Annotated in this window: 21 protein-coding genes; 10 read left to right on the top strand and 11 right to left on the bottom strand. The window is 70.2% G+C overall.

Features of this window, described 5'->3' with window-relative positions; all coding sequences use genetic code 11:
• Nucleotides 1-81: 81 nt before the first annotated feature.
• The 3 genes from Q8X39_RS09015 to Q8X39_RS09005 are packed head-to-tail and all read left to right on the top strand — an operon-like array spanning nt 82 to nt 3168.
• Nucleotides 82-1701: a DNA-3-methyladenine glycosylase 2 family protein gene (locus Q8X39_RS09015; protein WP_407067993.1), complete on the top strand. Its 1620-nt coding sequence runs from the start codon at nt 82-84 to the stop codon at nt 1699-1701.
• Nucleotides 1688-2260 carry a methylated-DNA--[protein]-cysteine S-methyltransferase gene (locus tag Q8X39_RS09010; protein ID WP_305749336.1) on the top strand — a complete coding sequence of 191 codons (573 nt, stop codon included), beginning with the start codon at nt 1688-1690 and terminating at the stop codon, nt 2258-2260. The genes Q8X39_RS09015 and Q8X39_RS09010 overlap by 14 nt, the downstream gene beginning before the upstream one ends.
• The gene (locus Q8X39_RS09005) at nt 2257-3168 is read left to right on the top strand and encodes a DMT family transporter (protein ID WP_369538100.1); all 912 of its coding nucleotides are present in this window, start codon (nt 2257-2259) and stop codon (nt 3166-3168) included. Before Q8X39_RS09010 ends, Q8X39_RS09005 begins: the two co-directional genes overlap by 4 nt.
• Nucleotides 3169-3197: 29 nt before the next feature.
• On the opposite strand, the gene Q8X39_RS09000 is transcribed toward Q8X39_RS09005, so the two are convergent.
• From Q8X39_RS09000 to Q8X39_RS08965, 8 genes are all read right to left on the bottom strand, one after another.
• Entirely contained in the window at nt 3198-3803 is a 606-nt protein-coding gene (locus tag Q8X39_RS09000) for a hypothetical protein (protein ID WP_305749335.1), read from the bottom strand.
• Nucleotides 3804-4046: 243 nt separating this feature from the next.
• Complete coding sequence (locus tag Q8X39_RS08995; RefSeq protein WP_305749334.1) at nt 4047-4760, bottom strand: hypothetical protein; 714 nt, start codon at nt 4758-4760, stop codon at nt 4047-4049.
• A 279-nt stretch (nt 4761-5039) separates the two neighbouring features.
• Entirely contained in the window at nt 5040-6629 is a 1590-nt protein-coding gene (gene garD / locus Q8X39_RS08990) for a galactarate dehydratase (protein ID WP_305749333.1), read from the bottom strand.
• 22 nt (nt 6630-6651) lie between these two features.
• Nucleotides 6652-7629: an SMP-30/gluconolactonase/LRE family protein gene (locus Q8X39_RS08985; protein ID WP_305749332.1), complete on the bottom strand. Its 978-nt coding sequence runs from the start codon at nt 7627-7629 to the stop codon at nt 6652-6654.
• Nucleotides 7630-7635: 6 nt separating this feature from the next.
• Nucleotides 7636-8919, bottom strand: coding sequence for a TRAP transporter large permease (locus tag Q8X39_RS08980; protein WP_305749331.1), 1284 nt, complete (start codon nt 8917-8919; stop codon nt 7636-7638).
• A gap of 54 nt (nt 8920-8973) precedes the next feature.
• Entirely contained in the window at nt 8974-9462 is a 489-nt protein-coding gene (locus Q8X39_RS08975; RefSeq protein WP_305749587.1) for a TRAP transporter small permease, read from the bottom strand.
• Nucleotides 9463-9487: 25 nt separating this feature from the next.
• Nucleotides 9488-10477, bottom strand: a complete 990-nt coding sequence (locus Q8X39_RS08970; protein WP_305749330.1) for a TRAP transporter substrate-binding protein — start codon at nt 10475-10477, stop codon at nt 9488-9490.
• 70 nt (nt 10478-10547) lie between these two features.
• Nucleotides 10548-11366 carry an NAD-dependent epimerase/dehydratase family protein gene (locus tag Q8X39_RS08965; RefSeq protein WP_305749329.1) on the bottom strand — a complete coding sequence of 273 codons (819 nt, stop codon included), beginning with the start codon at nt 11364-11366 and terminating at the stop codon, nt 10548-10550.
• Between the two features lie 169 nt (nt 11367-11535).
• On the opposite strand from Q8X39_RS08965, the gene Q8X39_RS08960 reads away from it, so the two are divergent.
• From Q8X39_RS08960 to Q8X39_RS08950, 3 genes are all read left to right on the top strand, one after another.
• Complete coding sequence (locus Q8X39_RS08960) at nt 11536-12285, top strand: FadR/GntR family transcriptional regulator (RefSeq protein WP_305749328.1); 750 nt, start codon at nt 11536-11538, stop codon at nt 12283-12285.
• 187 nt (nt 12286-12472) lie between these two features.
• Nucleotides 12473-13384 carry a 5-dehydro-4-deoxyglucarate dehydratase gene (gene kdgD, locus Q8X39_RS08955; protein ID WP_305749327.1) on the top strand — a complete coding sequence of 304 codons (912 nt, stop codon included), beginning with the start codon at nt 12473-12475 and terminating at the stop codon, nt 13382-13384.
• Nucleotides 13385-13413: 29 nt separating this feature from the next.
• On the top strand, nt 13414-14853 hold the full coding sequence (locus tag Q8X39_RS08950; RefSeq protein ID WP_305749326.1) for an aldehyde dehydrogenase family protein: 1440 nt from the start codon (nt 13414-13416) through the stop codon (nt 14851-14853).
• A 41-nt stretch (nt 14854-14894) separates the two neighbouring features.
• On the opposite strand, the gene Q8X39_RS08945 is transcribed toward Q8X39_RS08950, so the two are convergent.
• From Q8X39_RS08945 to Q8X39_RS08935, 3 genes are read right to left on the bottom strand one after another with little or no spacing between them, the layout of a single operon-like run.
• Entirely contained in the window at nt 14895-16061 is a 1167-nt protein-coding gene (locus Q8X39_RS08945; RefSeq protein WP_305749325.1) for a beta-barrel domain-containing protein, read from the bottom strand.
• 36 nt (nt 16062-16097) lie between these two features.
• On the bottom strand, nt 16098-18299 hold the full coding sequence (locus tag Q8X39_RS08940; protein ID WP_305749324.1) for an ATP-binding cassette domain-containing protein: 2202 nt from the start codon (nt 18297-18299) through the stop codon (nt 16098-16100).
• Nucleotides 18296-19735: a TolC family protein gene (locus Q8X39_RS08935; RefSeq protein WP_305749323.1), complete on the bottom strand. Its 1440-nt coding sequence runs from the start codon at nt 19733-19735 to the stop codon at nt 18296-18298. Before Q8X39_RS08935 ends, Q8X39_RS08940 begins: the two co-directional genes overlap by 4 nt.
• Before the next feature lie 354 nt (nt 19736-20089).
• On the opposite strand from Q8X39_RS08935, the gene Q8X39_RS08930 reads away from it, so the two are divergent.
• From Q8X39_RS08930 to Q8X39_RS08915, 4 genes are all read left to right on the top strand, one after another.
• Nucleotides 20090-22786: a hypothetical protein gene (locus Q8X39_RS08930; protein WP_305749322.1), complete on the top strand. Its 2697-nt coding sequence runs from the start codon at nt 20090-20092 to the stop codon at nt 22784-22786.
• Nucleotides 22787-22923: 137 nt separating this feature from the next.
• Nucleotides 22924-23592, top strand: coding sequence for a response regulator (locus Q8X39_RS08925; RefSeq protein WP_305749321.1), 669 nt, complete (start codon nt 22924-22926; stop codon nt 23590-23592).
• Entirely contained in the window at nt 23585-25567 is a 1983-nt protein-coding gene (locus tag Q8X39_RS08920; RefSeq protein ID WP_305749320.1) for a sensor histidine kinase, read from the top strand. The genes Q8X39_RS08925 and Q8X39_RS08920 overlap by 8 nt, the downstream gene beginning before the upstream one ends.
• The gene (locus Q8X39_RS08915; protein ID WP_305749319.1) at nt 25564-26139 is read left to right on the top strand and encodes a DUF2147 domain-containing protein; all 576 of its coding nucleotides are present in this window, start codon (nt 25564-25566) and stop codon (nt 26137-26139) included. Before Q8X39_RS08920 ends, Q8X39_RS08915 begins: the two co-directional genes overlap by 4 nt.
• Nucleotides 26140-26228: the final 89 nt, after the last annotated feature.

The raw sequence follows: 26228 nt of genomic DNA, 5'->3' as shown, positions 1-26228 counted from the left end.
CATCGACCTGCCCGCGCGTGGCCGAACTCCAGGTCCGAAAACGGCGAGCCTTCGGCGGGGTGCTGCGTATGATCGACCGGCATGGAACCCGTGCCTGCCACCGCCCCTGCCGCTACCGCTCCCGGAAAGAGTCCGGGCGTGGCCGGACCGCGCCTCGACCCGCAGGCCTGCTATGCCGCCCTGCTGGCCCGCGATGCCCGCTTCGACGGCCAGTTCTTCGTCGCGGTGCGCTCGACCGGCATCTACTGCCGGCCGGTCTGCCGGGTCCGCACGCCACGGGCCGACAACTGCCGCTACTACCCGCATGCGGCGGCGGCCGAGGCGGCCGGCTTCCGGCCCTGCCTGCGCTGCCGGCCCGAGCTGGCGCCCGGCCTGGCGGCGCTGGACATGCCCTCGCAGCTGGCCTGGGCGGCGGCCCGGCGCATCGAGGCCGGCGAACTCGACGACGACGGCGGCCTGCCGCAACTGGCCGCCCGGCTGGGCATCACCGACCGCCACCTGCGCCGCGTCTTCCAGGCCACCTGGGGCGTCAGCCCGATCGACTACGCCCAGACCCAGCGCCTGCTGCATGCCAAGCGCCTGCTGGCCGACACCGACCTGCCGATCGGCGAGGTCGCGCTGGCCGCCGGCTTCGGCAGCCTGCGGCGCTTCAACGACCTGTTCCAGCGCCGCTACCGGCTCGCGCCGCAGGCGCTGCGCAAATCTCGTACCGATCGCCCCCGGGGCGATGTCGGTGCGTGGCGCTTCGAGCTGGCCTGGCGACCGCCGTGCGACTGGTCCGGCTGGCTGGACGACCAGGCGCTGCGTGCGGTGCCGGGCGTCGAGGTGCTGGACGGCGCGGGCGAGGCGCGGGTCTACGCCCGCACGCTGCGGCTGGCCTCACGCGGGCGCGAGCACCTCGGCTGGGTCAGCCTCAGCCGGGCCGCGCCGGATCGTGAGGCGGTGCGCCTGACGCTCGCGCCCAGCCTGGCCGGCGCGCTGCCGCAGGCGCTGGCGGCGGCGCGTCGGCTGGCCGACCTGGGCTGCGATCCGCGCGCGGTGGCCGCCACGCTCGGTCCGCTGGCCGATGCCGCGCCCGGCCTGCGCCTGCCCGGTGCGGCCGATCCCTTCGAGATGGCGGTGCGCGCGGTGCTGGGCCAGCAGGTCAGCGTGGCGGCGGCGCGCACCGTGGCGGCGCGGCTGGCGCGCGTCTTCGGTGATGCGATCGAGACGCCCTGGCCGGGGCTGGACCGGGTCTTTCCGTCGGCCGAGCGGCTCGCGGCCTGCACGGTCGACGACATCGCGGGGCAGGGCATCGTGGCGCAGCGCGCGCGGGCGGTGATCGCGCTGGCGCAGGCGGTGGCCGAGGGCAGGATCAGCCTCGCGCCGAGCGCCGACATCGCGGCGACACTCGCCGCCCTGCAGGCGCTGCCCGGCATCGGCGCCTGGACCGCGCAGACCATCGCGCTGCAGGCGCTGGGCTGGCCCGATGCCTGGCCCAGCGGCGACCGCGTGCTGCTGGAGGCGATGTCGCCGGCGGGCGCGACCGGCCCCGGCCGGCTCGATGCCCGCGCCGCCGATGCGCTGGCCGAGGCCTGGCGACCCTGGCGCGGCTATGCCGTGCTGCACCTCTGGCGGCAGGCGCTGGCCGCCCGTTCGCGCCTGCCTCGCGCTGAACCCGGATCGACCCGGACCGACTGGAACCCCGATGAACACGCTTGAATTCGCACGCGACCTGCCCCAGGGCAAGGCCACCGGCGTGTGGCGCTGGACCCGCCACGCGATCGCGCTCGGTCCGCTGGTGCTGGCCGTGCGCGACGCCGGCCTGGCCGGCATCTGGTTCGACGGCCAGCGCCATTTCGACGGCCCCGAGCCGGGCTGGACGCGCGACGACGACGACCCGCTGCTGCGCGAGACCGTCCAGCAGCTCGACGACTGGTGCGCCGGCCGGCGGCGCGACTTCGCGCTGCGCCTGGCCCCCGTCGGCACGCCCTTCCAGCTCACGGTCTGGCGCGGCCTGTGCGACATCGGCCATGGCGAGCGCCTGAGCTACGGTGCGCTGGCCGGCCGGCTGGGCAAGCCGCTGGCCTCGCGGGCGGTCGGCGCGGCGACCGGGCGCAACCCGATCTCGCTGGTGATCCCCTGCCATCGCCTGGTCGGCGACAAGGGCGCGCTGACCGGCTATGCCGGCGGGCTGGCGCGCAAGGCCGCGTTGCTGGATTTCGAGTCCGGCCAGCGCGCGCTGACCTGGGACGACGCGGCGGTGGAGGCGCTGGCGTGAGCGGCGTCGACCCGAATGCCCGCATGACTGGCCGCGACATCGCCGAGATGGTCGCGCTGGGCGCCTTGTGGGGCGCGTCCTACCTGTTCATGCGCCATGCCGCGCCCGCCTTCGGCGCGGTGCCGCTGATCTGGCTGCGGGTCACGCTGGCCTCGCTGGTGCTGGTGCCGCTGCTGCTGTGGCATGGCGAGGGGCCCGAGCTGCGGCGCGAGATCCGGCCGCTGGCGCTGGTCGGCGTGCTGAACTCCGGCGTGCCCTTCGTGCTGATCGCCTGGGCGACGCTGTCGGTGACGGCGGGCTTCGCGGCCATCGTCAACGCGTCGACGCCGATCTTCACCGCGCTGGTCGGGGCGCTGTGGCTGGGCGATCGCCTGGACCGCAGCCGCAGCGTCGGGCTGGCGATCGGCTTCGCCGGCGTGCTGCTGCTGTCGATCGACAAGGCCGACTTCCGCCCCGGCGGCAGTGGCTGGGCGGTGCTGGCGCTGCTGGGCGCGGCGCTGTGCTACGGCTTCGCGGCCAACACCGCCAAGCGCCACCTGGCCGGCGTCGGCGCGCGGGTCGGTGCCGGCGGCACGCAGGCCGTCTCCAGCCTGCTGCTGGCGCCGCTGGCCTGGTGGCTCTGGCCGGAGCAGATGCCCGGCCCCAGCCAGTGGGGCGCGGCCGCGCTGCTGGCGCTGGTCAGCACGGCGCTGGCCAACCTGCTGTTCTTCCGCCTGCTGGGCCGGCTGGGTGCCTCGCGCACGGTCACGGTCACGTTCCTGATCCCGGTCTTCGGCAGCCTGTGGGGCGCGCTGTTCCTGGGTGAGGCGGTGACCGGCGCGATGTGGCGCGGCGGCGCGGTGATCCTGCTGGGCACCGCGCTGGCGACCGGGGTGCTGCGGCCGGCCTGGCTGACCCGCCGGGGCTGAGGCCCGGTCAGCGCATCAGAGCGGACGCATCAGAGCGGGCGCATCCGGACGTTGTCCATCGCCAGCTGGTCCCAGTCGCCGCCGCGTCCGGGCTTGTCGAAGGCGATCGCGACGTAGTCGACCGGGCCGGTGTAGCTCGGGCGCAGCAGCGTGGCCGTGCTGGTGAAACGCATCTTGCCGCGCTTGTCGCTGCGGCCGTCGTAGACCACCTTGCCCTTGTGCTGTAGCACGAAGTAGAAGTTGCCGGTGGCGTCCAGGCCGCGTCGGCTCCAGAAGTCGGCACCGTCGAAGTAGAAGCCGCTGCCATCGGCCTTGCGCAGGAAGGACGCGTTGCCCGACAGCGCCAGGAAGACCTGGGTCGGCGCGCTGGCCAGCGTCATCGAATGCCAGTTCGTGTTGGCGAAGGCCAGGCCCTGGTAGGGCGACGGCATCGGCGAGCCGGGGACCGAGGCACCGAGGTCGTTGAAGCTCATCACCGTCTGCGCCGAGGCGAGGCCGCTCCAGCCCGTCAGCGCCAGGCCCATCGCGAGCGCCACTTGCGCGGTGCGGGCCCGGAAGGTGCCGGCCATCGGCGCGGCAGTCGGCGCGGCAGTCGGCTCGACGGTCGTGGACCGGGATGGGGTGTGACGGGTCATGTGCGGGTTCCTGGCTCGGTTCGTTGTCATGGTTGAGCGGTTCGGACGGCGCCCGAATCGTGAAACGAGTCTAAGGATCGACCTGCTCTTGACACCGTGCAGACGGCACACATCAGGATCGGCAAAGGTGACAAATGGGTAATTTCCCCCATGTTTGAGGGGTAGAAGGAAAAAGGCCCGGCCAGACGGTGACCTTCCCGCAGGAAGTCACCGCCCGGCCGGGCCGGTCAGGCGTGGGCTGGATCAGCCGCGCTGGACGTCGTCGGCGCCACGGCTGCGGTTGCGGCGCAGCAGGTCGTCGTCGGTGCCCGACGGCTTGTCGTCGCTGGCGCCCGGCGCGCGCAGGCCGCCCTTGTCGTCGCCTGCGGCGTCGTCGGTGCCGCGGCCCTGGCGGACGTGACCCGGTGCGTCGTCGGTGCCACGGCCCTGGCGGACGTGGCCCGGTGCGTCGTCGGTGCCACGGCCCTGACGGACGTGGCCGGCTGCGTCGTCGGAGCCACGGCCCTGGCGGACGTGGCCGGCTGCGTCGTCAGAGCCACGGCCTTTGCTGGTGCGGCCGCTGCTGTCGTCGCTCGACGAGGACGAGCTGCCCGACGAGGAGCCGCTGCCCGACGACGAGGACGAGCTGCCCGACGACGAGCTGCCGCCCGAGGCGGAGCTGCTGCCGGACGACGAGCTGCTGCCGGACGAGCTCTTCGACGAACCGCTGTTCGACGAGCCGCTGTTCGAGGAGGAACCGCTGTTGGACGAACCCTTCGAGGAGCCACCCGACGATGAGGTGCCGCTCTTGCTGGCCAGCAGCATCACCGGCGCGTCGGCGGCGGCCGAGATGGCCTGCGGCGCCGCGCTGAAGGTGATCGCGGCGGCCGGCAGCTGGGCGGCCTGGCTGGTGAAGCTCGCGAAGCCGAGGGCGGCCAGGGCGAGGGCAAGGGGCAGGCGGCGGGTCGTGGTGGTCATGGTGTCTCTCCGGTAAAGATGGGAACGTTTCCCATGTGTTGAAGTATAGGGAGGTCCTCTGGTTTGTGAAGGGAGCTGAAGGAATCTTTTTTCTGACCCTGAACTTGGCTTGAATGGCGCATGAGGCGTTTCTTCAGGCTTCCAGGTGCGACCTGAAAAGGGAAACGTGAGCACCGACCCGCCCCGTTCGCCCCGTCGGGCCGGTGGCGTGGGCATGAAAAAAGGCCGCATCGGCGGCCTGTCGGGGGTGGGGGAGGCGATCAGCCGGTCTGACCGGCCTCAGGTCACCGGCGCCGGGTTGAACAGCACCAGCGCGTTGTGCAGCTTCCAGCGCTCGGCCCAGGTCGGGCGGCCGCTGGCGGTGGCGAGGATCTGCTCGAACAGCGCCTCGCCGGTCGACTCGACGGTGGCCTCGCCGCTGGCGACGAGGCCGGCGTCCAGGTCCATCAGGTCATGCCAGCGCCGCGCCAGCTCGGTGCGGGTGGCCACCTTGATGACCGGGCAGGCGGCCAGGCCGTAGGGCGTGCCGCGGCCGGTGGTGAAGACGTGCACGTTCATGCCGGCGGCCAGCTGCAGCGTGCCGCAGATGAAGTCGCTGGCTGGCGTGGCGGCGTAGACCAGGCCGCGCTGGCCGGGCGCGAGCTTGTCGCCCGGCGCCAGCACCGACGAGATCGGTGCGCGGCCGCTCTTGATGACCGAGCCCATCGCCTTCTCGACGATGTTGGACAGCCCGCCGGCCTTGTTGCCCGGCGTGGTGTTGGCGCTGCGGTCGACCCGGCCGCGGTCCAGGTAGCGGTCATACCAGGACAGCTCGCGCACGATGGCCTCGGCCACCTCGGGCGTGGCGGCGCGGGCGGTGAGCTGCTCGACGGCGTCGCGCACCTCGGTGTTCTCGCTGAACATCACCGTCGCGCCGGCCCGCACCAGCAGGTCCGCGGCGTGGCCGACGGCCGGGTTGGCGGTGACGCCGGAGAAGGCATCGCTGCCGCCGCATTGCACGCCGACCACCAGTGCGCTGGCCGGCACGGTCTGGCGGCGTCGCTGGTCCAGCCGCGCCAGGTGCGGCCGGGCGCGCGCCACGATGGCGTCGACCATGCTCATGAAGCCGACGTGTGCGGCGTCCTGCAGGCAGACGGTGTCGGGGCCGCTGGCCGGGCCGGCGGCCCCGTCCTCGGGCTGGATGCCGAAGGAGCCCGGCGGCAGCAGGCGTTCGGGTTGCAGCTTCTCGCAGCCCAGGCTGACGACCAGCACCTCGCCACCGAAGTTCGGGTTCAGGCTGATGTGGCGCAGCGTGCGGATCGGGATGACCGCATCGGGCGCGTCGATCGCGACGCCGCAGCCGTAGCTGTGTTCGAGCCCGACCACGCCGTCGACGTTCGGGTAGAGCGGCAGCAGCTCGGCCTCGATGCGCCGCACCGCCTGCGCGACCACGCCGGCGACGCACTGCACCGTCGTCGTCACCGCCAGCAGGTTGCGGGTGCCGACGCTGCCGTCGGCGTTGACATAGCCCTCGAAGGTGCGGCCGGCCAGTGGCGGCAGCTCGGGACGGGGCGCGCTGGCCATCGGCAGGCCGTCGAAGCCGCGCGCCTCGGGCATGCGCAGCAACCGCTCATGCACCCAGCTGCCGGCGGCGATCGGGCGCAGCGCGTAGCCGATCGCCACGCCGTAGCGCCGCACCGGTGCGCCTTCGGCCAGGTCGACCAGCGCGACCTTGTGGCCTTGCGGCACGGCGTCGCGCAGCGTCAGCCCGGCACCGGGCACGCCCTCGGGCAGCACGGTGCCGGCACGCAGCCCGCCGTCGTTGGCGACGATGGCGACGTCGTCGTCCGGGTGGATGCGCAGGGTCAGCGGGGCGCGCGGTGCGGTCATGTCGGGACTTCCAGGAACGGCGTCAGACCGCGCCGGACGTGTTGACGTGCAGCGCGTACAGCGAGTGGCTGGCGGCCATGAACAGCCGGTTGTGGCGCGCGCCGCCGAAGCAGACGTTGGCGCAACGTTCGGGCAGGTGGATGTGGCCGATGGCGGTGCCGTCCGGCGCGTGGACGCGCACGCCGTCCAGCTTGGCGGCATCCGAATCCGGCGCGCCGGTGCTGCCGTAGCCGCACCAGAGGTTGCCGTCGCGGTCGACCGCCATGCCGTCGAGCGCGCCGTGGTCGACGGCCTCGACCAGCAGGCGGCGCTCGCCGAGCGTGCCGTCGGCATGGTGCGGATAGGACCAGATGCGGCGCGGCGTCGCGCGGCTCTCGATCACGTGCAGCAGCGAGCCGTCCGGCGAGAAGGCCAGGCCGTTGGGCGCGGCCAGGTCGTCGATCACGCAGCGCAGCGCGCCGGTCTGCGCATCGATGCGGTAGACCGCATGCGGGCGTTCGGGCTCGGCCCGTTCGCCTTCCCAGTCGCTCTCGATGCCGAAGCTCGGATCGGTGAACCAGATGCTGCCGTCGCGGGCGACGGTGATGTCATTGGGCGAGTTCAGCCGTGCGCCCTCGAACCGGTCGGCCAGCACGGTGATGCGGCCATCGTGTTCGGTGCGGGTGATGCGCCGGCCGTGGTGCTCGCAGCTGACCAGCCGGCCGAGCCGGTCGCGGGCATGGCCGTTGGCATGGCCGGCCGGCTGGCGGAACACGCTGGTCGCGCCGCTGGTGTCGTCCCAGCGCAGGATGCGGTCGTTGGGGATGTCGCTGAGCAGCAGGTAGCGGCCGTCGCCGAACCACACCGGGCCTTCGGCCCAGCGCAGGCCGCTGGCGAGCTGCTCGACGCCGGCATTGAACAGCCGCAGCGCACGCATGCGCGGATCGAGGATCTCGATGGCCGGATCCGGGTAGCGCGCGCTCGGCTGGAAGGGCATCAGGGGGCCGGTGGTCGAAGGCATGTCAGGTCACTTCAGCAGCAGGTTGGGCAGCCACATCGCGAAGCCGGGCACGTAGGTGACCAGCATCAGCGCGGCGATCAGCGCGCCGTAGAAGGGCCAGATGGTCTTCATGACCTCGCCGACCGAGATCTCGCCGATGGTGCAGCCGACGAACTGGGTCGTGCCCACCGGCGGCGTGTTCAGGCCCAGCGCGCAGTTGATCAGCATGACGATGCCGAACTGCTCGGTGGTCATGCCGTACTGCTGGCAGATCGGCAGGAAGATCGGCGTGCAGATCAGGATGGTCGCGGCCATGTCCAGGAAGGTGCCCAGCACGAACAGGATGATGTTGACCCACAGGAAGATCACCCACGGCTGGCTGCTCAGGCCCGACAGCATCTTGCCGGTCAGCTCGGCCACGCCGTACAGGCCGATCAGGTAGCCGAACATCGAGCTGATGCCGATCAGCAGCAGCACCGTGCCGGTCGTCTTGACCGCCTTGGCCGCGGCCTTGAGGAACTGCTCGCGGGTCAGCCGGCGGTAGACCACGGCCGACAGGAACAGCGCCCAGAGCACCGCCACCGAGGCCGATTCGGTCGCCGTGAACGCGCCCGACAGGATGCCCACGATGATGATCGCCACGATCGCCAGCCCCGGCAGCGACTGCACGAAGCTCTGGCCGACGATGGCCCAGCCCGGGAAGGTGCCGGCCGGGTAGCCGCGCTTGACGGCCACGCCGTAGGCGGCGGCCAGGTTGCACACGGTCAGGATCGCGGCGGGCACCAGGCCGGCCAGGATCAGCGCGGCGATGCTGACCTTGCCGCTGGCCGCCAGCGTGAAGATGATCAGGTTGTGCGAGGTCGGCATCAGCGCACCGACCAGCGAGGCATGGGTCGTCACGTTGACCGCGTAGTCGGCGTGATAGCCCTCCTTCTTCATCTGCGGGATCAGCACCGCGCCCATCGCCGAGACGTCGGCCACCGGCGAGCCGGAGACACCGCCGAACAGCGTGCAGGCCAGCACGTTGCTCATGCCCAGGCCGCCGCGCACGTGGCCGGCCAGGGCCTTGGCGAAGGCGACGATGCGGTCGGCGATGCCGCCGTACATCATGATCTCGCCGGCGAAGATGAAGAACGGGATCGCCAGGAACGAGAACGGGTTCATGCCGGAGATCATCTGCTGGAAGCCGACCGCCAGCGGCAGGCCCTCGTACAGCAGCGTGGCCAGCGAGGACAGGCCGATCGAGAAGGCCACCGGGACGCCCAGCAGCAGGAGGAGCGTGAAGCTCACGCAGAGGATGGTCAATGCCATGGGAGGTCCGGTTCTTCTTCGTGTTCTTCGCGTTCTTTGGGGTCCCGCCTGGACTCAGTGCCAGGCCGGCTCGACCTCGGTGCCGTTCAGCAGGGCCAGGATGTGCTCGAACGAGAACAGCGCGACCAGCACGCCGGCCACCGCGGGCGGCATGTACTTGAAGGCCTCGGACAGGCCCAGCGTGGGGATCTTGTAGTCCCACACGCTCTGCGCCAGCAGCGCGCAGTTCCAGGCCATCACCAGGCCGAACAGCAGCACCAGCGCATGGATCAGCAGTTCCATGCGCAGGCGCACCCGTTCGGGCACCAGCACCAGCATCGATTCCAGCCCGATGTGGCCGGCATCGCGCACGCCCACGGCCATGCCCAGCATGGTCACGTAGAGCACCAGCAGCACCGCGCCGCTCTCGGCCCAGGTCGGCGTGTCGTTGAAGACGTAGCGGCCGATCACCTGGTAGAGCACGGCGGCGATCAGCAGCACCAGCCCGGCGACGCCGAAGCCCATGCACAGCCGCGCAATGGCGGCACAGAAGCGCGTGTACATCGTGGGCATGGTGCGGGCCGCTCGCTTACTTGACCTCGCCGATGCGGCGGACCATGTCCTGCAGCTTCGGGTCCTTCAGGAACTTGTCGTAGACCGGCCGGGCGGCAGTCTGGAAGCTGGACTTGTCGACGTCGACGACCTGCGCGCCGCCGGCCTTGACGGTCGCCAGCGACTTCTCCTCGCGCTCGTCCCACAGCTTGCGCATGTAGACCACGCTTTCCTTGGCGGCGGCGCGGATCTGCTTGTGCTCGTCGGCCGACAGCGTGTCCCAGACGCGCTTGGAGAACAGCAGGATCTCCGGTGCCATCGAGTGGTCCGTCTTGTTGTAGTACTTGGCGACCTCGAAGTGGCGTGAGCTCTCATAGCTCGGGTAGTTGTTCTCGGCGGCATCGACCAGGCCGGTCTTCAGCGCGGTGTAGACCTCGCCGAAAGGCATGGGCGTGGCATTCGCGCCCATCGCCTCCATCAGCGCGACCCACAGGTCCGACTGCTGCACGCGGATCTTCATGCCCTTGGTGTCGGCCACGGTCCTGACCGGCTTCTTGACCGAGTAGATCGAGCGTGCGCCCGAGTCGTAGAAGGCCAGGCCGATGAAGCCCTGGGCCTCGCAGTCCTTGAGGATCTCGTCGCCGATCGCGCCGTCCAGCACCTTGCGCATGTGCTCGGTCGAGCGGAACAGGAAGGGCATGGTCGGCACCATGGTGGCCGGGCAGATGTTGTTCATCGGCGCGACGTTCACGCGGGTCATCGCCAGCGCGCCGAGCTTGGTCTGCTCGATGGTGTCCTTCTCGCCGCCCAGCGCCGACTTCGAGAACACCTTGATGCTGTGCTTGCCGCCGCTGCTCTTGGCCAGCAGCTCGCCCATGTGGCGCACGGCCAGCACGGTCGGGTAGTCGTCGGGGTGGATGTCCGAGGAACGGAACTCGGTCGCCTGGACGGACAGGCCGGTGACGGCGAGCACGGTGGCGGCGGCCAGCCGGGAAAGGCTGAGGACGGGTGTCTGGAAGCGGCTCATGTCGATGTCTCCTGCGGCGCCTGGACGCCTGTTGTCTGCGGTGGAACGGAACGTGGGTGGTGAACGGTGTTCAGTCGAACGGGCCGGTGCGCACGAAGGGCCCGCCCTGGTAGATCACGGCCGGGTCGTTGCGGTCGAGCACCGGTTCGGCCGCCTCGACGGCGGGGCGGAAGGGCTCGGAGCTTTCCTGCGGCCGCCAACCGAGGTGGCGCGCGCTGGTGTTGTCCCACCAGGTCGTGGCGTTGTCGCCCATGCCGTAGACGATGGTGTGGCCGACCACCGGCGCGGTCAGGCTGGCCATGACCAGGCGTTCGAGGTCGTCGAAGCTCATCCAGGTGGCCAGCATGCGGCGGTTCTTCGGTGCCGGGAAGGACGAGCCGATGCGCACGCTGACCGTCTCGATGCCGTGGCGATCGAAGTACAGCTGGGCCAGGTTCTCGCCGAAGGCCTTGGACAGGCCATAGAGGCCGTCCGGGCGGACCGGGTCCTGCGGCGAGATCACCTCGTCCTGGCGATAGAAGCCGGTGACGTGGTTGGAACTGGCGAAGACGATGCGGCGCACGCCGTGGCGGCGCGCGGCCTCGTAGAGGTGGTAGGTGCCGATGATGTTGGCCTGCAGGATCGGCTGCCAGGCTTGCTCGGTGGAGACGCCGCCGAGGTGGACCACCGCGTCGACGCCGGCCAGCAGCGCCTGCACGGCGGCGGCGTCCTCCAGCGGCGCGCGGACCAGTTCCTCGCCGTCGGCCGGCGTGCCGAGATCGGCCACGTCCGACAGCCGCAACGTGTCGCAGTAGGCCTTCAGGCGCGGTCTCAAGGCCTGCCCGAGTCCGCCGGCGGCACCGGTCAGCAGCAGTCGGCCAAAACGCAGGGGGGTCGGGTGAGCGGGCATGGGCAGGTCCGGTACGGCTGGGCCGGGATGGCCGGGGTGGGCTCTGGAGGCGGCGGGAAAGACTTGCTACAGTCCGCCACATCCTGTTGTTCGTCATCAGTTGTCGTACAACGTGGAGCGGAATGTAGCCCCCGCATCGCCGCACCGATCTAGGGAAAGTACCAAGAACATGTCCACCGAACCCACCCCGACCGGCAGCGATCCGGTGCGGCGCCGCAAGCCCCGCACGCTGGCGCTGGAACTGGTCGAGTCGCTCGGCGACCGCATCCGCGAAGGCCGCCTCGCGACCGGCGACAAGCTGCCCACCGAGGCGGCCATCATGGCCGAGTTTCAGGTCAGCCGGACCGTCGTGCGCGAGGCCATCTCCAAGCTGCAGGCGGCCGGACTGGTCGAGACCCGCCACGGCATCGGCACCTTCGTGACCGGCGTCGGCGAGGCGCCGGGCTTTCGCATCGCGCCCGAGCAGTTCAACACCCTGCGCGACGTGATCGCCGTGCTGGAACTGCGCATCGGCGTCGAGACCGAGGCCGCCGCGCTCGCCGCGATGCGCCGCAGCGACGCGAACCTGGTCCAGATGCGCGCGGCGCTGGATGCGGTGGCGCAGGCGGTCGAGCAGGGGCGTGACGCGGTCGCCGCCGACTTCCAGTTCCACGTCGAGATCGCCCGCGCGACCCAGAACAGCCACTACGTCGAGCTGATGGGCACGCTGGGCAGCGGCATCATCCCGCGCGCCCGGCTGGAGCCGGTCGACGGCCTGGACGAGGAGCGCCGGCAGTACCTGCGGCGCGTCAACGGCGAGCACGAGAGCATCTACGACGCGATCGCCAACCAGGACGCCGACGGCGCCCGCGCGGCGATGCGCACGCACCTGGCCAACAGCCGTGAACGTCGCCGGCGCTCCCAGGTCGAGGCTGGCTGAGGCGGCCGGCGGGACGCGTTCGGAGGCATTCGGACGCATTCGGACGGGACGGGCTCCGGCGGTCGGGTGCCGGTCATTGCACGACCGGCATGTTTAGTTGTACGATGACCTACAACATGCCGGACCGTTCTTCCGCCTTCGGCACCGCCCTGACCGCTCCCCACCCACCCGACAGGAGACCGCCACCATGTCCCCCCAAGAGCTCAAGCATGTCCTGCAATCCGGCCTGCTGTCCTTCCCGCTGACCGACTTCGACGCCCAGCTGCGCTTTGCGCCACGGTCCTATGCCGAGCGGCTGGAATGGCTGCAGCCGTATGGCGCGTCGGTGCTGTTCGCGGCGGGTGGGACGGGCGAGTTCTTCTCGCTGGAACCGGGCGAATACCGCGAGGTGATGAAGGTCGCGCTCGACACCTGCCGCGGCCGCACGCCCATCGTGGCCGGCGCGGGCGGAGGCACGACGCTGGCGATCCAGTACGCGCAGGAGGCCGAGCGGCTGGGTGCGCAGGGCGTGCTGCTGCTGCCGCACTACCTGACCGAGGCCAGCCAGGAGGGCCTGGTCGAGCACGTCGCGGCGGTCTGCGCGAGCGTGAGGATCGGCGTGATCGTCTACAACCGCGGCGCCTGCCGCCTGACGCCCGACAGCCTGCTGCAACTGGCCGAGCGCTGCCCCAACCTGATCGGTTTCAAGGACGGCCTGGGCGACATCGAGCGCTTCGTGGCGATCCGCCAGACGCTGGGCGATCGGTTCGCCTACCTGGGCGGCCTGCCGACCGCCGAGGTCTACGCCGGGGCCTACAAGGCGATGGGCTGCCCGGTCTATTCGTCGGCGGTCTTCAACTTCATCCCGCGCACGGCGATGGACTTCTACCGCGCCCATGCGGCCGGGGACGAGGCAAGCTGCAACGCGCTGATCCGCGACTTCTTCCTGCCCTACATCGCGCTGCGCAACCAGGGCGAGGGCTACGCGGTGTCGATCGTGAAGGCCGGTGCGACGCTGGCCGGCCACGGCGCCGGGCCGGTGCGCCCGCCGCTGTCGGACCTCAAGCCGGCCCAGGTCGACCAGCTCGCTGCGCTGATGACGCGGCTCGGCCCGCAGTGACACCGCACGACACGAACAGGACGGTCCCGATGATCAAGAACCTCATTGCCGGCGAGTGGGTCGAAGGCCTGCGCGCCAGCCGCAACATCAACCCGTCGGACACGCGCGACCTGATCGGCGAATACGCCCAGGCCGACGCAGCCCAGGCCCGCGACGCGGTGGCCGCCGCCCGTGCCGCCTTTCCGGCCTGGTCGCAGAGCACGCCGCAGCAGCGTTTCGACCTGCTCGATGCGGCCGGCAGCGAGATCCTGGCGCGACGCGCCGAGCTGGGCGACCTGCTGGCGCGCGAGGAAGGCAAGACGCTGCCCGAGGCGATCGGCGAGGTGGCCCGTGCCGGCAACATCTTCAAGTTCTTTGCGGGCGAGGCGCTGCGCGTCGGCGGCGAGTCCATCGCCTCGGTCCGTCCGGGCATCGGCGTGGAGGTCACGCGCGAGCCGCTGGGCGTGGTCGGCCTGATCACGCCGTGGAACTTCCCCATCGCGATCCCGGCCTGGAAGCTCGCGCCGGCGCTGGCCTTCGGCAACACGGTGGTGATGAAGCCGGCCGACCTGGTGCCGGCCTCGGCCTGGGCACTGGCCGACATCCTGCATCGCCACGGTTGCCCGAAGGGCGTGTTCAACCTGGTGATGGGGCGCGGTTCGGAGGTTGGCACCGTGCTGCTGGAAGACCGGCGTGTCGATGCCATCAGCTTCACCGGCAGCGTCGCGACCGGGCAGAAGATCGCCCAGGCCTGCGTCGCCCGCATGGCGAAGTTCCAGCTCGAGATGGGTGGCAAGAACCCGATGGTGGTGCTCGACGATGCCGACCTGGACGTGGCCGTCGCGGCCGCGATCAACTCGGGCTGGTTCAGCACCGGCCAGCGCTGCACCGCCTCGAGCCGGCTGATCGTCACGCGCGGCATCCACGATCGCTTCGTCGCGGCCCTGACCGAGCGGCTGCGCACGATCAAGGTCGACGATGCCCGCAAGGCTGGCACGGAGATCGGCCCGGTGGTCGACGCCAGCCAGCTCGAACAGGACCTTGCCTACATCGCCATCGGCGAGGCCGAGGGTGCGCGGCGGGTCTTCGGCGGCGAGGCCCTCGGCCGCAGCAGCGACGGCGCGCCCGGCCACTACCTGCGCCCGGCGCTGTTCGTGGACACGACGCCGGACATGCGCATCAACCGCGAGGAGATCTTCGGCCCGGTCGTCAGCGTGATCGCCGCACGCGACTACGACGAGGCCCTGGCGCTGGCCAACGACACGCCCTTCGGCCTGGCCGCCGGCATCGCCACGACCAGCCTGAAGCACGCCACCCACTTCAAGCGCCACGCCCAGGCCGGCATGGTGATGGTCAACCTGCCGACCGCCGGCGTGGACTACCACGTGCCCTTCGGCGGCCGCAAGGGCAGCAGCCACGGTCCGCGTGAGCAGGGCCGCTACGCGGCGGAGTTCTACACGACGGTCAAGACGGCGTACACGCAGGCCTGAAGGCCGACCGGCGCGCAGGCCCGAAGGCCCGAAGGCGGCGCTCAGCGTTCGACCAGCGATTCCGACAAGGTCTTGAACACCGGCTTGACGATGTAGCCGAGCACGGTGTTCGAGCCGGTGATCACCTCGACGGTGGTGGTCATGCCGGGCTGCACCTCGACCTTCTTGGCCTGGTCGCCCTTGAAGCGCCGGGACGTGATCTGGATGTGGGCACGGTAGTAGGCCTGCTCGCCCTGCGGGGTCTTCTCGATCAGGGCGTCCGGGCTGATGTAGGTGACCTTGCCCTCCATCGAGCCGTAGATGCTGTAGTCGTAGGCATCGAGCTTGATCGACGCATGCAGGCCGGTGCGCACGAAGCCGATGTCGGCGCTGCGGACCTTGGCCTCGACGATCAGGTCGTCGCCGGTCGGCAGCACCTGCATGATCTCGTCGCCTGGACGCAGCACCGCGCCGATGGTGGTCTGGTTGATGAGGTTGACGACGCCGTCGGTCGGCGCACGCAGCTCGGCATGTTCGAACTGCGCGCTGCGGTCGGCCAGCACCTGCTCGACCGAGGTCAGGTCTTCCTCGGCCTTGGCCATGTCGGCCTGGGCATCCTGGAAGAACTTGTTGCGCAGCTTGGTCACCATGGCCTCGGCCTCGTTGACGGTGCGGCGCAGGCGCAGCACCTCGGAGGCGCTGATGTCGCCGGTCTGCTCCAGCGGCAGGATCAGGCGCAGTTCCTCGCTGGCCAGGCGCTGGCTCTCGGTCAGTGCGCGGATCTCGGTCTCCAGCGCCTCGCGGCGGCGGTTGTAGAGCTGCTGCTGGTTGGTCGTGAAGGCGGTGTAGCTGCGCAGCTCGGGCGGGAAGCTCAGGGGCGTGCCGTAGACCTCTGCCCGCAGCCGCGCCAGCGCGGCCTTCAGCGCCGCGGCGCGGCCCTGGGTCTCGGCCAGCGCGGCGCGGGACTTGGTGTCGTCCAGTCGCACCAGCAGCTGGTCGCGCCTCACGGTCTCGCCCTCGCGCACGAGGATCTCGCGCACCACGCCGCCGTCGGGCGACTGCACGCTCTGGGTGCGCGACAGCGCGATCACCTTGCCGGGCGCGCGGGTCACCTGGTCGAGGTGCGCCACGGAGGCCCAGCCGATGAACAGCGCGCCGAACAGCGCGGTGCCGAGGAGGGCATAGCGCGAGCGCAGCACGCCCTCGCCGAGTCGTTTGCTCTTGGCCATGTGGAAGGCTCGATCCTGGAAAGGGGTGGGCGTCGATCAGGCTGGCACGGGGCCGGACTGCGAGGCGGGATGGGACGGTTGGGCGGCGGCTGCCGTGGCGGCCACGGAGGCTGGCTGGGGCTGGCCCGCCGCAGGCGTCGCCTGGCGGGCCCGGCTGAGCTGCTGCAGCACCTGGTCGCGCGGGCCGTCCAGCACGACACCGCCGGCGGCGTCGATCACGACCACGCGTTCGACCAGGGCCAGCAGCGCCGGGCGGTGCGTCACGAGCAGCAGCGTGCGGCCGCCGTCGACGCTCCTGAGCGCCTCGCCCAGCACCGCGACGCAGTGCTGCTCCATGCCTTCGTCCATGCCCGAGGTCGGCTCGTCGAGCAGCCAGATGCGCTTGTCGGCCACCAGGTGACGCGTCAGCGCGACCAGCTGGCGCTGGCCACCCGACAGGCCGCGGCCGCCTTCGGAGATCGGCATGTCCAGGCCCTTGGCGTTCTGGCCGATCAGGCGCCACAGCCCGGTCTTGCGGCAGGCCTCGATGACGGCCTCGTCACCCAGGTCGGGCTGGCCCAGCAGCAGGTTGTCGCGCAGGGTGCCCGAGCCGAGCCACGAGGTCTGCGGCATGTAGGCGATGTTGGCGGTGACCCAGCCGGCGTGGATCTGCGCGATGTCCATGCCGTCGAGGAAGACCGTGCCCTTCTGCGGCTTGAACTGGCCGCAGGCCAGGCCCAGCATCGTGCTCTTGCCCGCGCCGATGGCGCCGATCAACGCGACCCGTTCACCGGGCTGGATCTGCAGGTGCTTGACCGACAGGGCCGCGCCACGGCCGGGGTAGCCGAACTCGACCGCATCGAAGCGCAGTTCGCCGCGCACCACGCCGGGCACGATCGGGCGCTCGACGCCCTCGTTGTCGCGCTTGAGCGAGAAGACATGCTCCAGGCCCTTGAGCGCTGCTGCCGCGTGGGCCAGCTGCACGATCAGGCCGGGGATCATGGCCGAGGGCCCCATCACGCGGCCCGACAGGATCGAGCAGGCGATCAGCGCGCCCTGCGTGATCTGGCCCTGGATGGTCAGCGTGGCGCCCAGCGCGACCATCAGCACATAGCCGATCTGCTGGAAGGCGGCGGCCATGTAGCCGGTGGCATCGGTCAGGTGCTTGATCTGCAGCGTCTGGCTGGCGTTGGTCTCGACCAGGCCGGCCCAGCGGCCCTCGAAGCGCCAGCCCGCGCCCAGGCCCTTGATGGTCTCGGCGCCCTCGATCGACTCGACCAGCAGGCCGGTCTTGCGGTTGCCCGTGTCGACGCTGGCGGCGACCAGGCGCTGCATGCGCTGGCGCTGCACCAGGCCGGCAAAGGTCGCGATCGGGAACAGCACCAGCGGCACCGTCGCCATCCAGGGACCGCCGACCAGCGCGATCACCAGCACGAACACCAGCGCCATCGGCAGGTCGAACGCCAGGAACAGCGTCGAGGCTGACAGCACGCCGCGGATCATCTCGTAGCCTTGCAGCTGCGAGGCCAGCGTGCCAACCATCGGCGGGCGCTGGTCCATGCGCACGGCGGTCATGCGCGCGAAGATGGCCTTGGACAGGTTGAGGTCCATCTCCTTCAGGCGCGGCTCGATCAGGTGGGCACGGGCGACCTTGACGAACCACTCCAGCACGATGCTGAAGACCACGCCGATGCTCAGCACCCAGAGCGTCTGGTAGCCCTGCGACGGGATCACGCGGTCGTAGACCTGCATGCTGTAGAACGACACCAGCAGGCCGACGACGGTCAGCAGCAGCGAGGTCAGGCCGGCCTCGACGAACACGCCGCGGTTGACCTTGAACTGATCCTTGATCAGTTGGCGCGCGGTCAGCGGGCCATCGCGGTTCTCGTCGATGGCGATGCGGTGCAGGCAGGGCTGGCTGTCCAGCGGCAGGCTGCGGCGCAGGCCGTTGGCGTCCTCGGCCAGCCAGAGGCCCTGGGCGTCGCGTGACTGCACCACCAGCCAGCCGTGCTCGTCGTGGCGGCACAGCAGCGGCAGCGCGGCGATGTCGGGGCTGTCCAGGCGCACGAAGCGGGCGCCGGGGTCCAGTTCGGCCGCCGCCTCGGCGACCACCTCGGTCCAGTCGTCGGCATCCGGCCCGGGCAGCGGAATGGCCAGCTTGCCCAGCACGGTGCGGATCTGGCCGCGAGGCAGGGCCTGGCCCCTGAGCTGGAGCCAGCGGCCCAGCGTGGCGCCGAGCGCCGCGTGTTCTGTCGTCATGGCTGGGATTCCTGGCCGAAAGCGAAGTCGTTGTTGAGATCCGGGGCCTGCACCAGCAGCAGCAGGCGGAAGGCGGCGATGCGCTGGTCGATCAGTGCATTGGCGGCGTCGAGCTCGGCCTGATGGACCTCGCGAACCATGTTCAGCAGCTCCAGCCAGCCACGCTTGCCGGCGTCGAACTGGCGCTGGTAGGAGGCCAGCACCGAGGCGCTGGTCTGCGCATAGGCACGCGTCAGGCGCACCCGCTGGTCGTAGGACCGGTAGCGGGTGTGCTCCTGCGTGTACTGGTCGCGCAGCTCGGTGCGCAGCGACTGCACCGCCAGCCGGGCCGACTCGATGCGGGCCTCCTGCGCGTCCAGTGCGGCGATGCCGCCCAGACCGGCGCCTGTCGAGCCCTGCACGGCCACGGAGAGGCGTTCGTCCTTGACCGCGCCCCACTGCTTGTCGAGTCGGAGGTGGACCTGCGGGTGCAGGCCGGCGCGGCGCGAGACCAGCTCCAGCCGGGCGATGTCGATGTCGACGGCGGCGCGGTTGAGGGCCGGCGCGGACTCGATCGCGTCCAGCACCTCGTCCAGGCCGGGCACGACGGGCGGCGTGCCGTCCAGGTCGGCCAGCAGCGCCGGGTCGACCTCGCCGACGCTGTTGCGTTCGAGCTGGCTGCGGGCATGGGCCTGATCGAGGCGGGCCTGCGCCAGCTCGCCGAGCGCGCTTTCGAGGCGGGCCCGCGCCAGCGACTGGTCCGACACCGTGGCCGAGCCCTGCGCATAGCGCCGGCCGATCATTTCCAGCAGCGCGGTCTGCTGGTCGACCAGCTCGCCCAGTCGGCGAACCCGCAGGTCGGCATGGGCCCAGTCGGACCAGTTCGCGGTGATCTTCAGGGCCAGGCTGCGCTGCGCCTCGCGCACCGCGTGCTGGGCCTTGAGGGTCTGGGCCTGGGCGATGTCGATGCCGGCGGTCAGCTGGCCTCCGGTCCACAGGGGTTGCTGGATGCGCAGCAGGTTCGAGTAGGTCTGGGTCGCGTTCGGCCCGGCATATTCACGCGAGTAGGTGGCCGACGGCGCGAGCTGCCAGCGCGCCGCCACCTTGCTGGCGCGGGCGCCGGTCAGCGCGCTGCGGGCTTCCAGGATGGTGGCGTGCTGGGTGGCGGCCCGACCGATGTGCCGGCCCAGCGCCTCGCCCCAGGGGCCACCGGTGCGGACCGCGTCGTCAACGGACTGGGGCAGGGCGCCGATCACGTCCGACAGGCGCAGCACCGTGCGCTCGCCGGCGGCGGGCACGTCGCCGCCGTCACCCGGCCGGGCAGCGGCGGTCGCTGCCCATGCGGCGGGCGCGGCAGGTGCGATCAGGCCGATGCAGCACGCCAGCAGGCACAGCGGGAACAGCGCGCCGGTGGGCCGCAGGGGAGACGACCCCGAAATGACGGATGGACATGGCATGTACACGTGGCCTTGTTGGATGGAACGGTGGGAGGCCACGCAGTCTTCCCGTCCACCCAACAACCGGCAATTACATGAATATGTTGGTTTCCCACCTTGATATGTCGGATTGGCCCCGTAGGTCAGCATATCTGGGTTGTTTTCAGTCGTTTTTAGTCCTTGAATAGTCGATATAGGTTGGTTGACCACTTCTTTAGGTAGTGGTTGAAATGGTCCTGATTCCTATACTTTCCAGGGTCGCCTCAAACTCTGCTGACTTTCAAACGAGATTCATGCGGGATGTTTGACATGAAATCCGCGTCGTCCACCCACCTACGTGATGACGCACGGCCCCACCCACAGGAGTCAGGCTCGATGAGCACCCAGGCATACATGATTCGAGTCATCAAGGCCGGCATGACCGTCGCCCGCCAGGCGGTGCCAGCACAGGCTGGCCTGCGCGGCGAGGCCGTGGTGGTCCAGGCCCAGGAAGGGGTGGTGTTGCAGCTCTCCCAGGCCGCCAGCAACCAGGGACCGGCGCGCATCCGCACCCGCCGCGCAGGTCCTGATCTCTGGGTCAACGTCAACGGCGACTCGCCCGACCAGCCCGACGTGATCATCAAGGGCTATTTCGACCTGACCCAGCCGCCGGTGCTGCAGGGGCTGGACGCGGCCGGCGAGGTCCAGTCCTACCGCGCCGCCGACGTTTCGCCGCTGGCCTCCCTGCACCAGCCGGCCGGCGCGCCGGTCGTGCGCGACGAGGGCCTCTACCTTGGCGGCAAGGCCGCCACCTCGCTGATCGGTGGTGTCTCCGACGACGTGCTGTTGTGGGGGGCGGGTGCGCTCGGCGCGTATGGCGTCTACCGGGCGGTCAGCGGTGGCAGCGATCCGGTGTCGACGCTCGACCCGATCAAGGCCTATGCCGACAACTCGCAGGCCACCGTGCCGACCGTGGCCACCTATGAGAAGGCCGGCGTCAAGGGCGTCAGCCGCGCCAACCTGGAGGCCGTGAACAGCGCCGTCGCGGCGCTCGAGGGCAGCGACGTCGACAGCGTTGCGAAGGTGCAGAAGATGGTCGACGCCTACGTCCGCATCCTGGCCAAGGCCAATGGCCACATGGTGGCCGACGCGAGCCCCGAACAGCCGCTGACCCAGGCCGAATTCCAGGCCCTCGGCGTGAACCTGAAGTCGCTCGAGACCGCCGATCCGACGCTCAAGCTGTTCGACGACGTCATCGGCGATCGGCCGGCCAGTGCCGTCGACAGCGTGGCCAAGCTCAACGCGCTGGTGGTGGTGGTCGAGAAACTGCTCGACACCGTGGGCGGCTCCACGCTGTCGACCCCGCTGACCAGCGCCGACTTCGTGACGATCGGGGTCGACAAGGTGACGACCGCCAACCTGGATGCGGTCAAGAGTGCGCTGGTCGAGGCCGGCAAGACGGGCGTCAAGGTCGATCGGCTCCAGCAGGTCAGCGACCTGGTGGCCGGCTACGACAAGGTCATCACCTACGCCAACGGCACGGCGGCCAACGACCCGGCCAGCGCACCGGGTGCTGCGACCTATGCCGCCGTGAACGCCGTCATCGGGCTGGCCGCCGACGCGACCGACGGCGGCCAGGCGCTCGCCGATCGGGCGCTGCGGCTGCTCAACGAGGTGGTCGGCAGCAAGGCGGCGGCGGGCGTCGACACGGTCAGGGAACTCAACGACATCGCGGCTGCCGTTGACCACGTGATGAAGCTTGCGGCCGGCGACACCACCGCCAAGGTGACCAGCGCCGACCTGGGGCAGCTGGGCATCAGCGCCGTCACCAACGAGCTCACGTCCGAGGCGCGTTTCCAGGACCTGTGGACCGCCATCGCGGCCACCGACGACCAGGGCAGCGGTGTGGACACGCTCGACGAGATCCGCGCCCTGGTCACCACCCGGCTCGGCACGATCGGCCCTTCCGAGGCCCTGGCCACGCTGCGCAGCTATGCCGACGGCTCGGGCTCGGCGCCGCTGCCTGCGGTCTACGACGCGGCCGGCGTGAAGAACGTCGGCACCGTCAACGTCGACGCGGTGAACTCGGCGGTTGCCGCGCGGACCGCCAGTGACCTGTCCACCGTCGCGGCGGTCCAGCACCTGGTCGATGTCTACGAGCAGATCCGCGTGGCGGCCAACGGGCCGGGCGGCGCCGACGCCGCCGACCTGACGGCCCCGGACTTCCGCGACATCGGCGTCAACCTCGGCGTGCTGGAACAGGGCACGGCCGAGCATGTGGCACGCGCGATCGGCCTGTACAACGAGGTGATCGAGCAGCAGGTGTTCGACGGCGTGAACGCGGTCTCTGACCTGAACGGGCTGGCGGTCCAGGTTGGCAAGGTGTTCAACACCATCTCCGGCACCGCAGCCGCGAACCCGCTGACGTACCCGGACCTGGTGGCGATGGGCGTGCTGGACGCGAACTACGCCGTCAAGTCCAACTTCTCGCAGGCCAACCTGGTCGACGCGATGAAGTCCGCGCTGGCGGCCACGCCGGTGGGCGCGAACGACGCGCCGAACCTCCAGCTGGCCGATCTGCAGGCCATGGCGACCAGCTACGACCGCATCCTCAGCTATGCCAACGGCGCCGCTGCGAGCTACCCGATCGCTTCGCCCGCAGCGGCCGAATACGCCAACGTCCATGCCCACATCGGCCTGGCGGCTGGCGGCACGCTCGAGAGCCTCTCGGCCGGCGGTTCGCTCGACGGCCTCACGGCGCTGGCCGACAACGCGCTGGCGCTGTTCAACGACGTGATCGGCGCGAAGTCGGCCAGCAGCGATGCACTGACGGTCGACAAGCTCGATGCGATCGGGCGTGCCGTCGATCACGTGATGCAGCTGGCGGTGCTCCCGGACCTGGGTTCGGCGGTGCCATTGCTGACCGACAGCGACCTGGGCCTGCTGCTGGGAACCGATGTGGTGATCAGCGAACAGGCCGATCCGGCCAAGTTCCAGCATGTTCTGGCCTCGATCGCCGGCTCGGCGAACACCGGTGTCGGCCTGAATTCCTACACCGAACTGAAGTCCCTCTACCAGAACCCGCTGCTGTAGGTCCTTGCGGCCGCTCAAGAAGATCTCAAGTCATGTCCGACCGCTCCGATAACGGACGAATCGCCCTGCAAGACGGTGGAGGTCCCGTACGCAGAGTTCCCCATCGGATCGACCTTCAACACTGATCGAGCCCCGCGATGTCCATCTCTGTCGCCATCATCGAAGACGATCCGATGGTCAGCCAGCATGTGGCAGACCTGATCATCCGTTCGAACCATTGCGTGCTGGCCGGCACGGCCCGCAACAAGTCCGAGGCCATGGCCCTGATCGCCGACGACCAGGCCGATGTCTACCTCGTCGACCTCGGCCTGCCCGATGTCGACGGCGTCGACGTCATCGCCAACATCAAGGCCAACTGCCCGCAAGCCCAGAGCATGGTGCTGAGCACCTTCGGCGATGCCAAGCACATCAGCCGCAGCCTCAAGGCCGGCGCCACCGGCTACCTGCTCAAGGACGAACGCGGGCCGGCGCTGATCGACAAGATCGTGGCCCTGCACAACGGCTATTCGCCGGTCAGTCCGCAGGTCGCCAAGGTGCTCGTGATGGGCATGGCGGGCCAGACCATCGACCCGCGCCAGGAGGTCGATCGGGCCGAGGTGGTCGCGCGCTACCGCCTGGTGCCGCGCGAGATGGAGGTGCTGGGCCTGCTGGCCGAGGGCCTGCCCATCGTGACCATCGCCGATCGGCTGTCGATCTCGACCCACACGGTGAACCAGCACCTGCGCGGCGTCTACCGCAAGCTGTCGGTGCGCTCGCGCTCGATGGCCGTTCACGTCGCGCGCACCAACGGCCTGCTCGATGACTAGGCACCTGCGCGCGGCCCTGCCAGCATGGCTCGTGGCGGTGTCACTGGTCGCGATGCTGGCGTGGCTGTGGACCGCGCTCGGTCCGGACATGGTGACGCTGAAGTCGGCCCAGCTGACGACCGATGTGGCCGGCGCGGCCGCCTACGGTCGGCCGGGCGAGCGGGTCGACCTGCCGCATTTCACCGTGCGCGCCGAGCGCCGCAAGGCCGCCACCATCGCCTATCGCGTGGTGCTCGACGGCGCGGTGGCCACACGCCTGCAGGCTGGCCGCAGGCCGGTCCGGCGGGAGGCCGCCGATGCGCCGCCGCAGCACGCGCTGCTGTTTCCGCAGGTCATCAACGGCGGCGACTTCTACCTCAATGGCCATTGGGTCGCCGGCCTGCCGCGCTCGGATGCGAACGACCGTTATGTCTGGTATCGACCGCTGCTGATCCCCTTGCCAACGCGGCTGCTGCGCCAGGATGGCCAGCCCGACGAGCTGTGGGTCGAGCAGTCGACGCATGAGCCTTATGTGCTGATCTCGCCGCCGCTGTTCGGCCGCATCGACGACCTCAGCCACGTCGAGGGCGTGGTGGCCTTCCTGAGCGGCACGCTGGCGCACGCGTCCAACCTGTTCTGCCTGGTGGCCGGCCTGTTCATGATCGGCGCCTGGATGGCCTCGCCGCGCCAGCGCATCTTCGCGCTGGCCGGCGCGGCGATGGTGCTGTGGGGGCTGCTCTTCACGCTGGCGCTGTGGTCGCACGTGTCGATGCCCTGGTACCGGCTGTGGCGCGGCATGCTGTATGCCGCCGAGGCCGGCCTGATCACGCTGATGTCGATGTTCGTGCTGTCCTTCGCCGGCCAGCCGATGGGACGGCGCGCCACGCGGGCCTTCATCGGGTTCGCCTCGATCGCCCCACTGGTCTACGCGGTTGGTGGCAGCGCGGTCGAGAACGCGGTCGACCGGCTGTGGACCGGGCCCATGCTGATGGTCTACGTCTACGCCAGCTTCCGGCTCGCACGCGTCGCGCTGCGGCCGGGGCAAGGGGCTGCCCGTGCGCTGCTGCTGCAGTCGATCTTCTGCATCGTTCTGGCCTTCCATGACTATGGCGTGCTGACGGGCCTTCTGGTCAGCCTGGTGCCGCCCTTGCCGGCCTGGCACTGGTATTCGCTTGCCTTCGAGCCCTTCTACCTTTGCCACCTGGGCCTGCCGCTGCTGCTGCTGGTGGTCGGATACATCCTGCTGGTCCAGCACCAGGGCAGTGTCGAAGGCGTGATGAATGCCAACGAGCACCTGACCCGCACGCTGCGCGAGCGCGAGGCCGAGCTGGCCCGCAGCTACGATGAACAACGTCGACTGGCGCAGATCGATGCGGCCAGGCTCGAGCGAGACCGCATCTACCAGGACGTGCACGACGGCATCGGCTCGCGCCTGATCACGACGCTGTTCAGCGTGCGCGAAGCCCGCCAGGGTCCCGAGGAGGTCGAGCAGCAGCTGCAGGCCTGCATCGACGACATGCGGCTGGTGCTCTATTCGCACCAGGACGAGGACAGCGACATCCAGTCCTGCGTGTTCGACTACTGCCTCAAGCTCGAAAGCCAGCTCGACGGCAGCGGCCTGCAGATCAGCTACGACATCGCCGATGGCGAGCCGCTGCACCTGCCGCCCGAGGTGCGCGTCAACGTGCTGCGCATCCTGCAGGAGGCGGTCACCAACTGCATCAAGCATGCGGGTGCGAGCGAGCTCAACGTGACGTTGAGCTGCGATGCGGACGAACTGGTGCTGGAGGTGGTCGACAACGGCCGCGGGCTGATCGAACGGCCGGAAGGCGGCCGTCGCCGCACTGACGCGCGAGGCAACGGCAAGGGTCTTCCGGGCCTGAGCCAACGTGCCGCGGCGATCGGCGGCCGCTGCAGCGTCAGCGATGCGTCGCCTGGTGCGTGCGTGCAGCTGCGGTTGCCGGTGGCGAGCTGGGTGGCGACGAGCACGCCATGAAGCCGGTGCATCGAGCTCCGAACCGGCGAGGTCTTGCGCGACTGCGCCGCAGCTGGCGGGCGCTGGCGCTTACCTTGTCGGCAGCGGCGATGGCATGGCTCGCCGGCGCCTTGCTCGGCAACGAGGCGAGCGCCCAGGACATCGACCGCTTGCGCGCCTTGTCGACGCGGCTGGCGCCGGATCCGCTCGAAGGCCAGTGGCTGGCCGTTGACCCGGATGCCGAGACGCCGACCCGATCGATCATCCAGATCTACCGCCGCAATGGCCGCCTGTTCGGTCGCATCGTGAAGACGATGGATGCACAGGGCCATGAACTGGAGCCGGTGTGCGAGCGCTGCGTCGGAGACCTGAGGGGCAAGCGCTACACGGAGATCGAATTCATCCGCGATCTCAAGCCGTCTGGCAGCGGCTGGGTCGGAGGTGCCGTCGTGGACCTGCGTCCCGGTCCCTTGCAGGGCGCGCTGGCCAGCTGTGACCTGACGCTGCAAGGCGAGCGTGCCGTGCTGCACGGCTACATGGGTCTGCGCTGGCTCGGCAAGTCGAGCATCTGGGTTCGCCACATCGGACCCTGAATGCGGAAGGGCCGTCGGAAGAACGATGCGGAATGACGATTCAGATGCGCGCGAGAAACACGTCGCGCAAAAGAGAAGAGCCGCAACAT

The organism is Leptothrix discophora, from assembly GCF_030705305.1.
GTDB lineage: Bacteria > Pseudomonadota > Gammaproteobacteria > Burkholderiales > Burkholderiaceae_C > Sphaerotilus > Sphaerotilus discophorus.
Note: the sequence above shows the minus strand (reverse complement) of the source record. Positions and strands in the feature narration are given on the sequence as shown.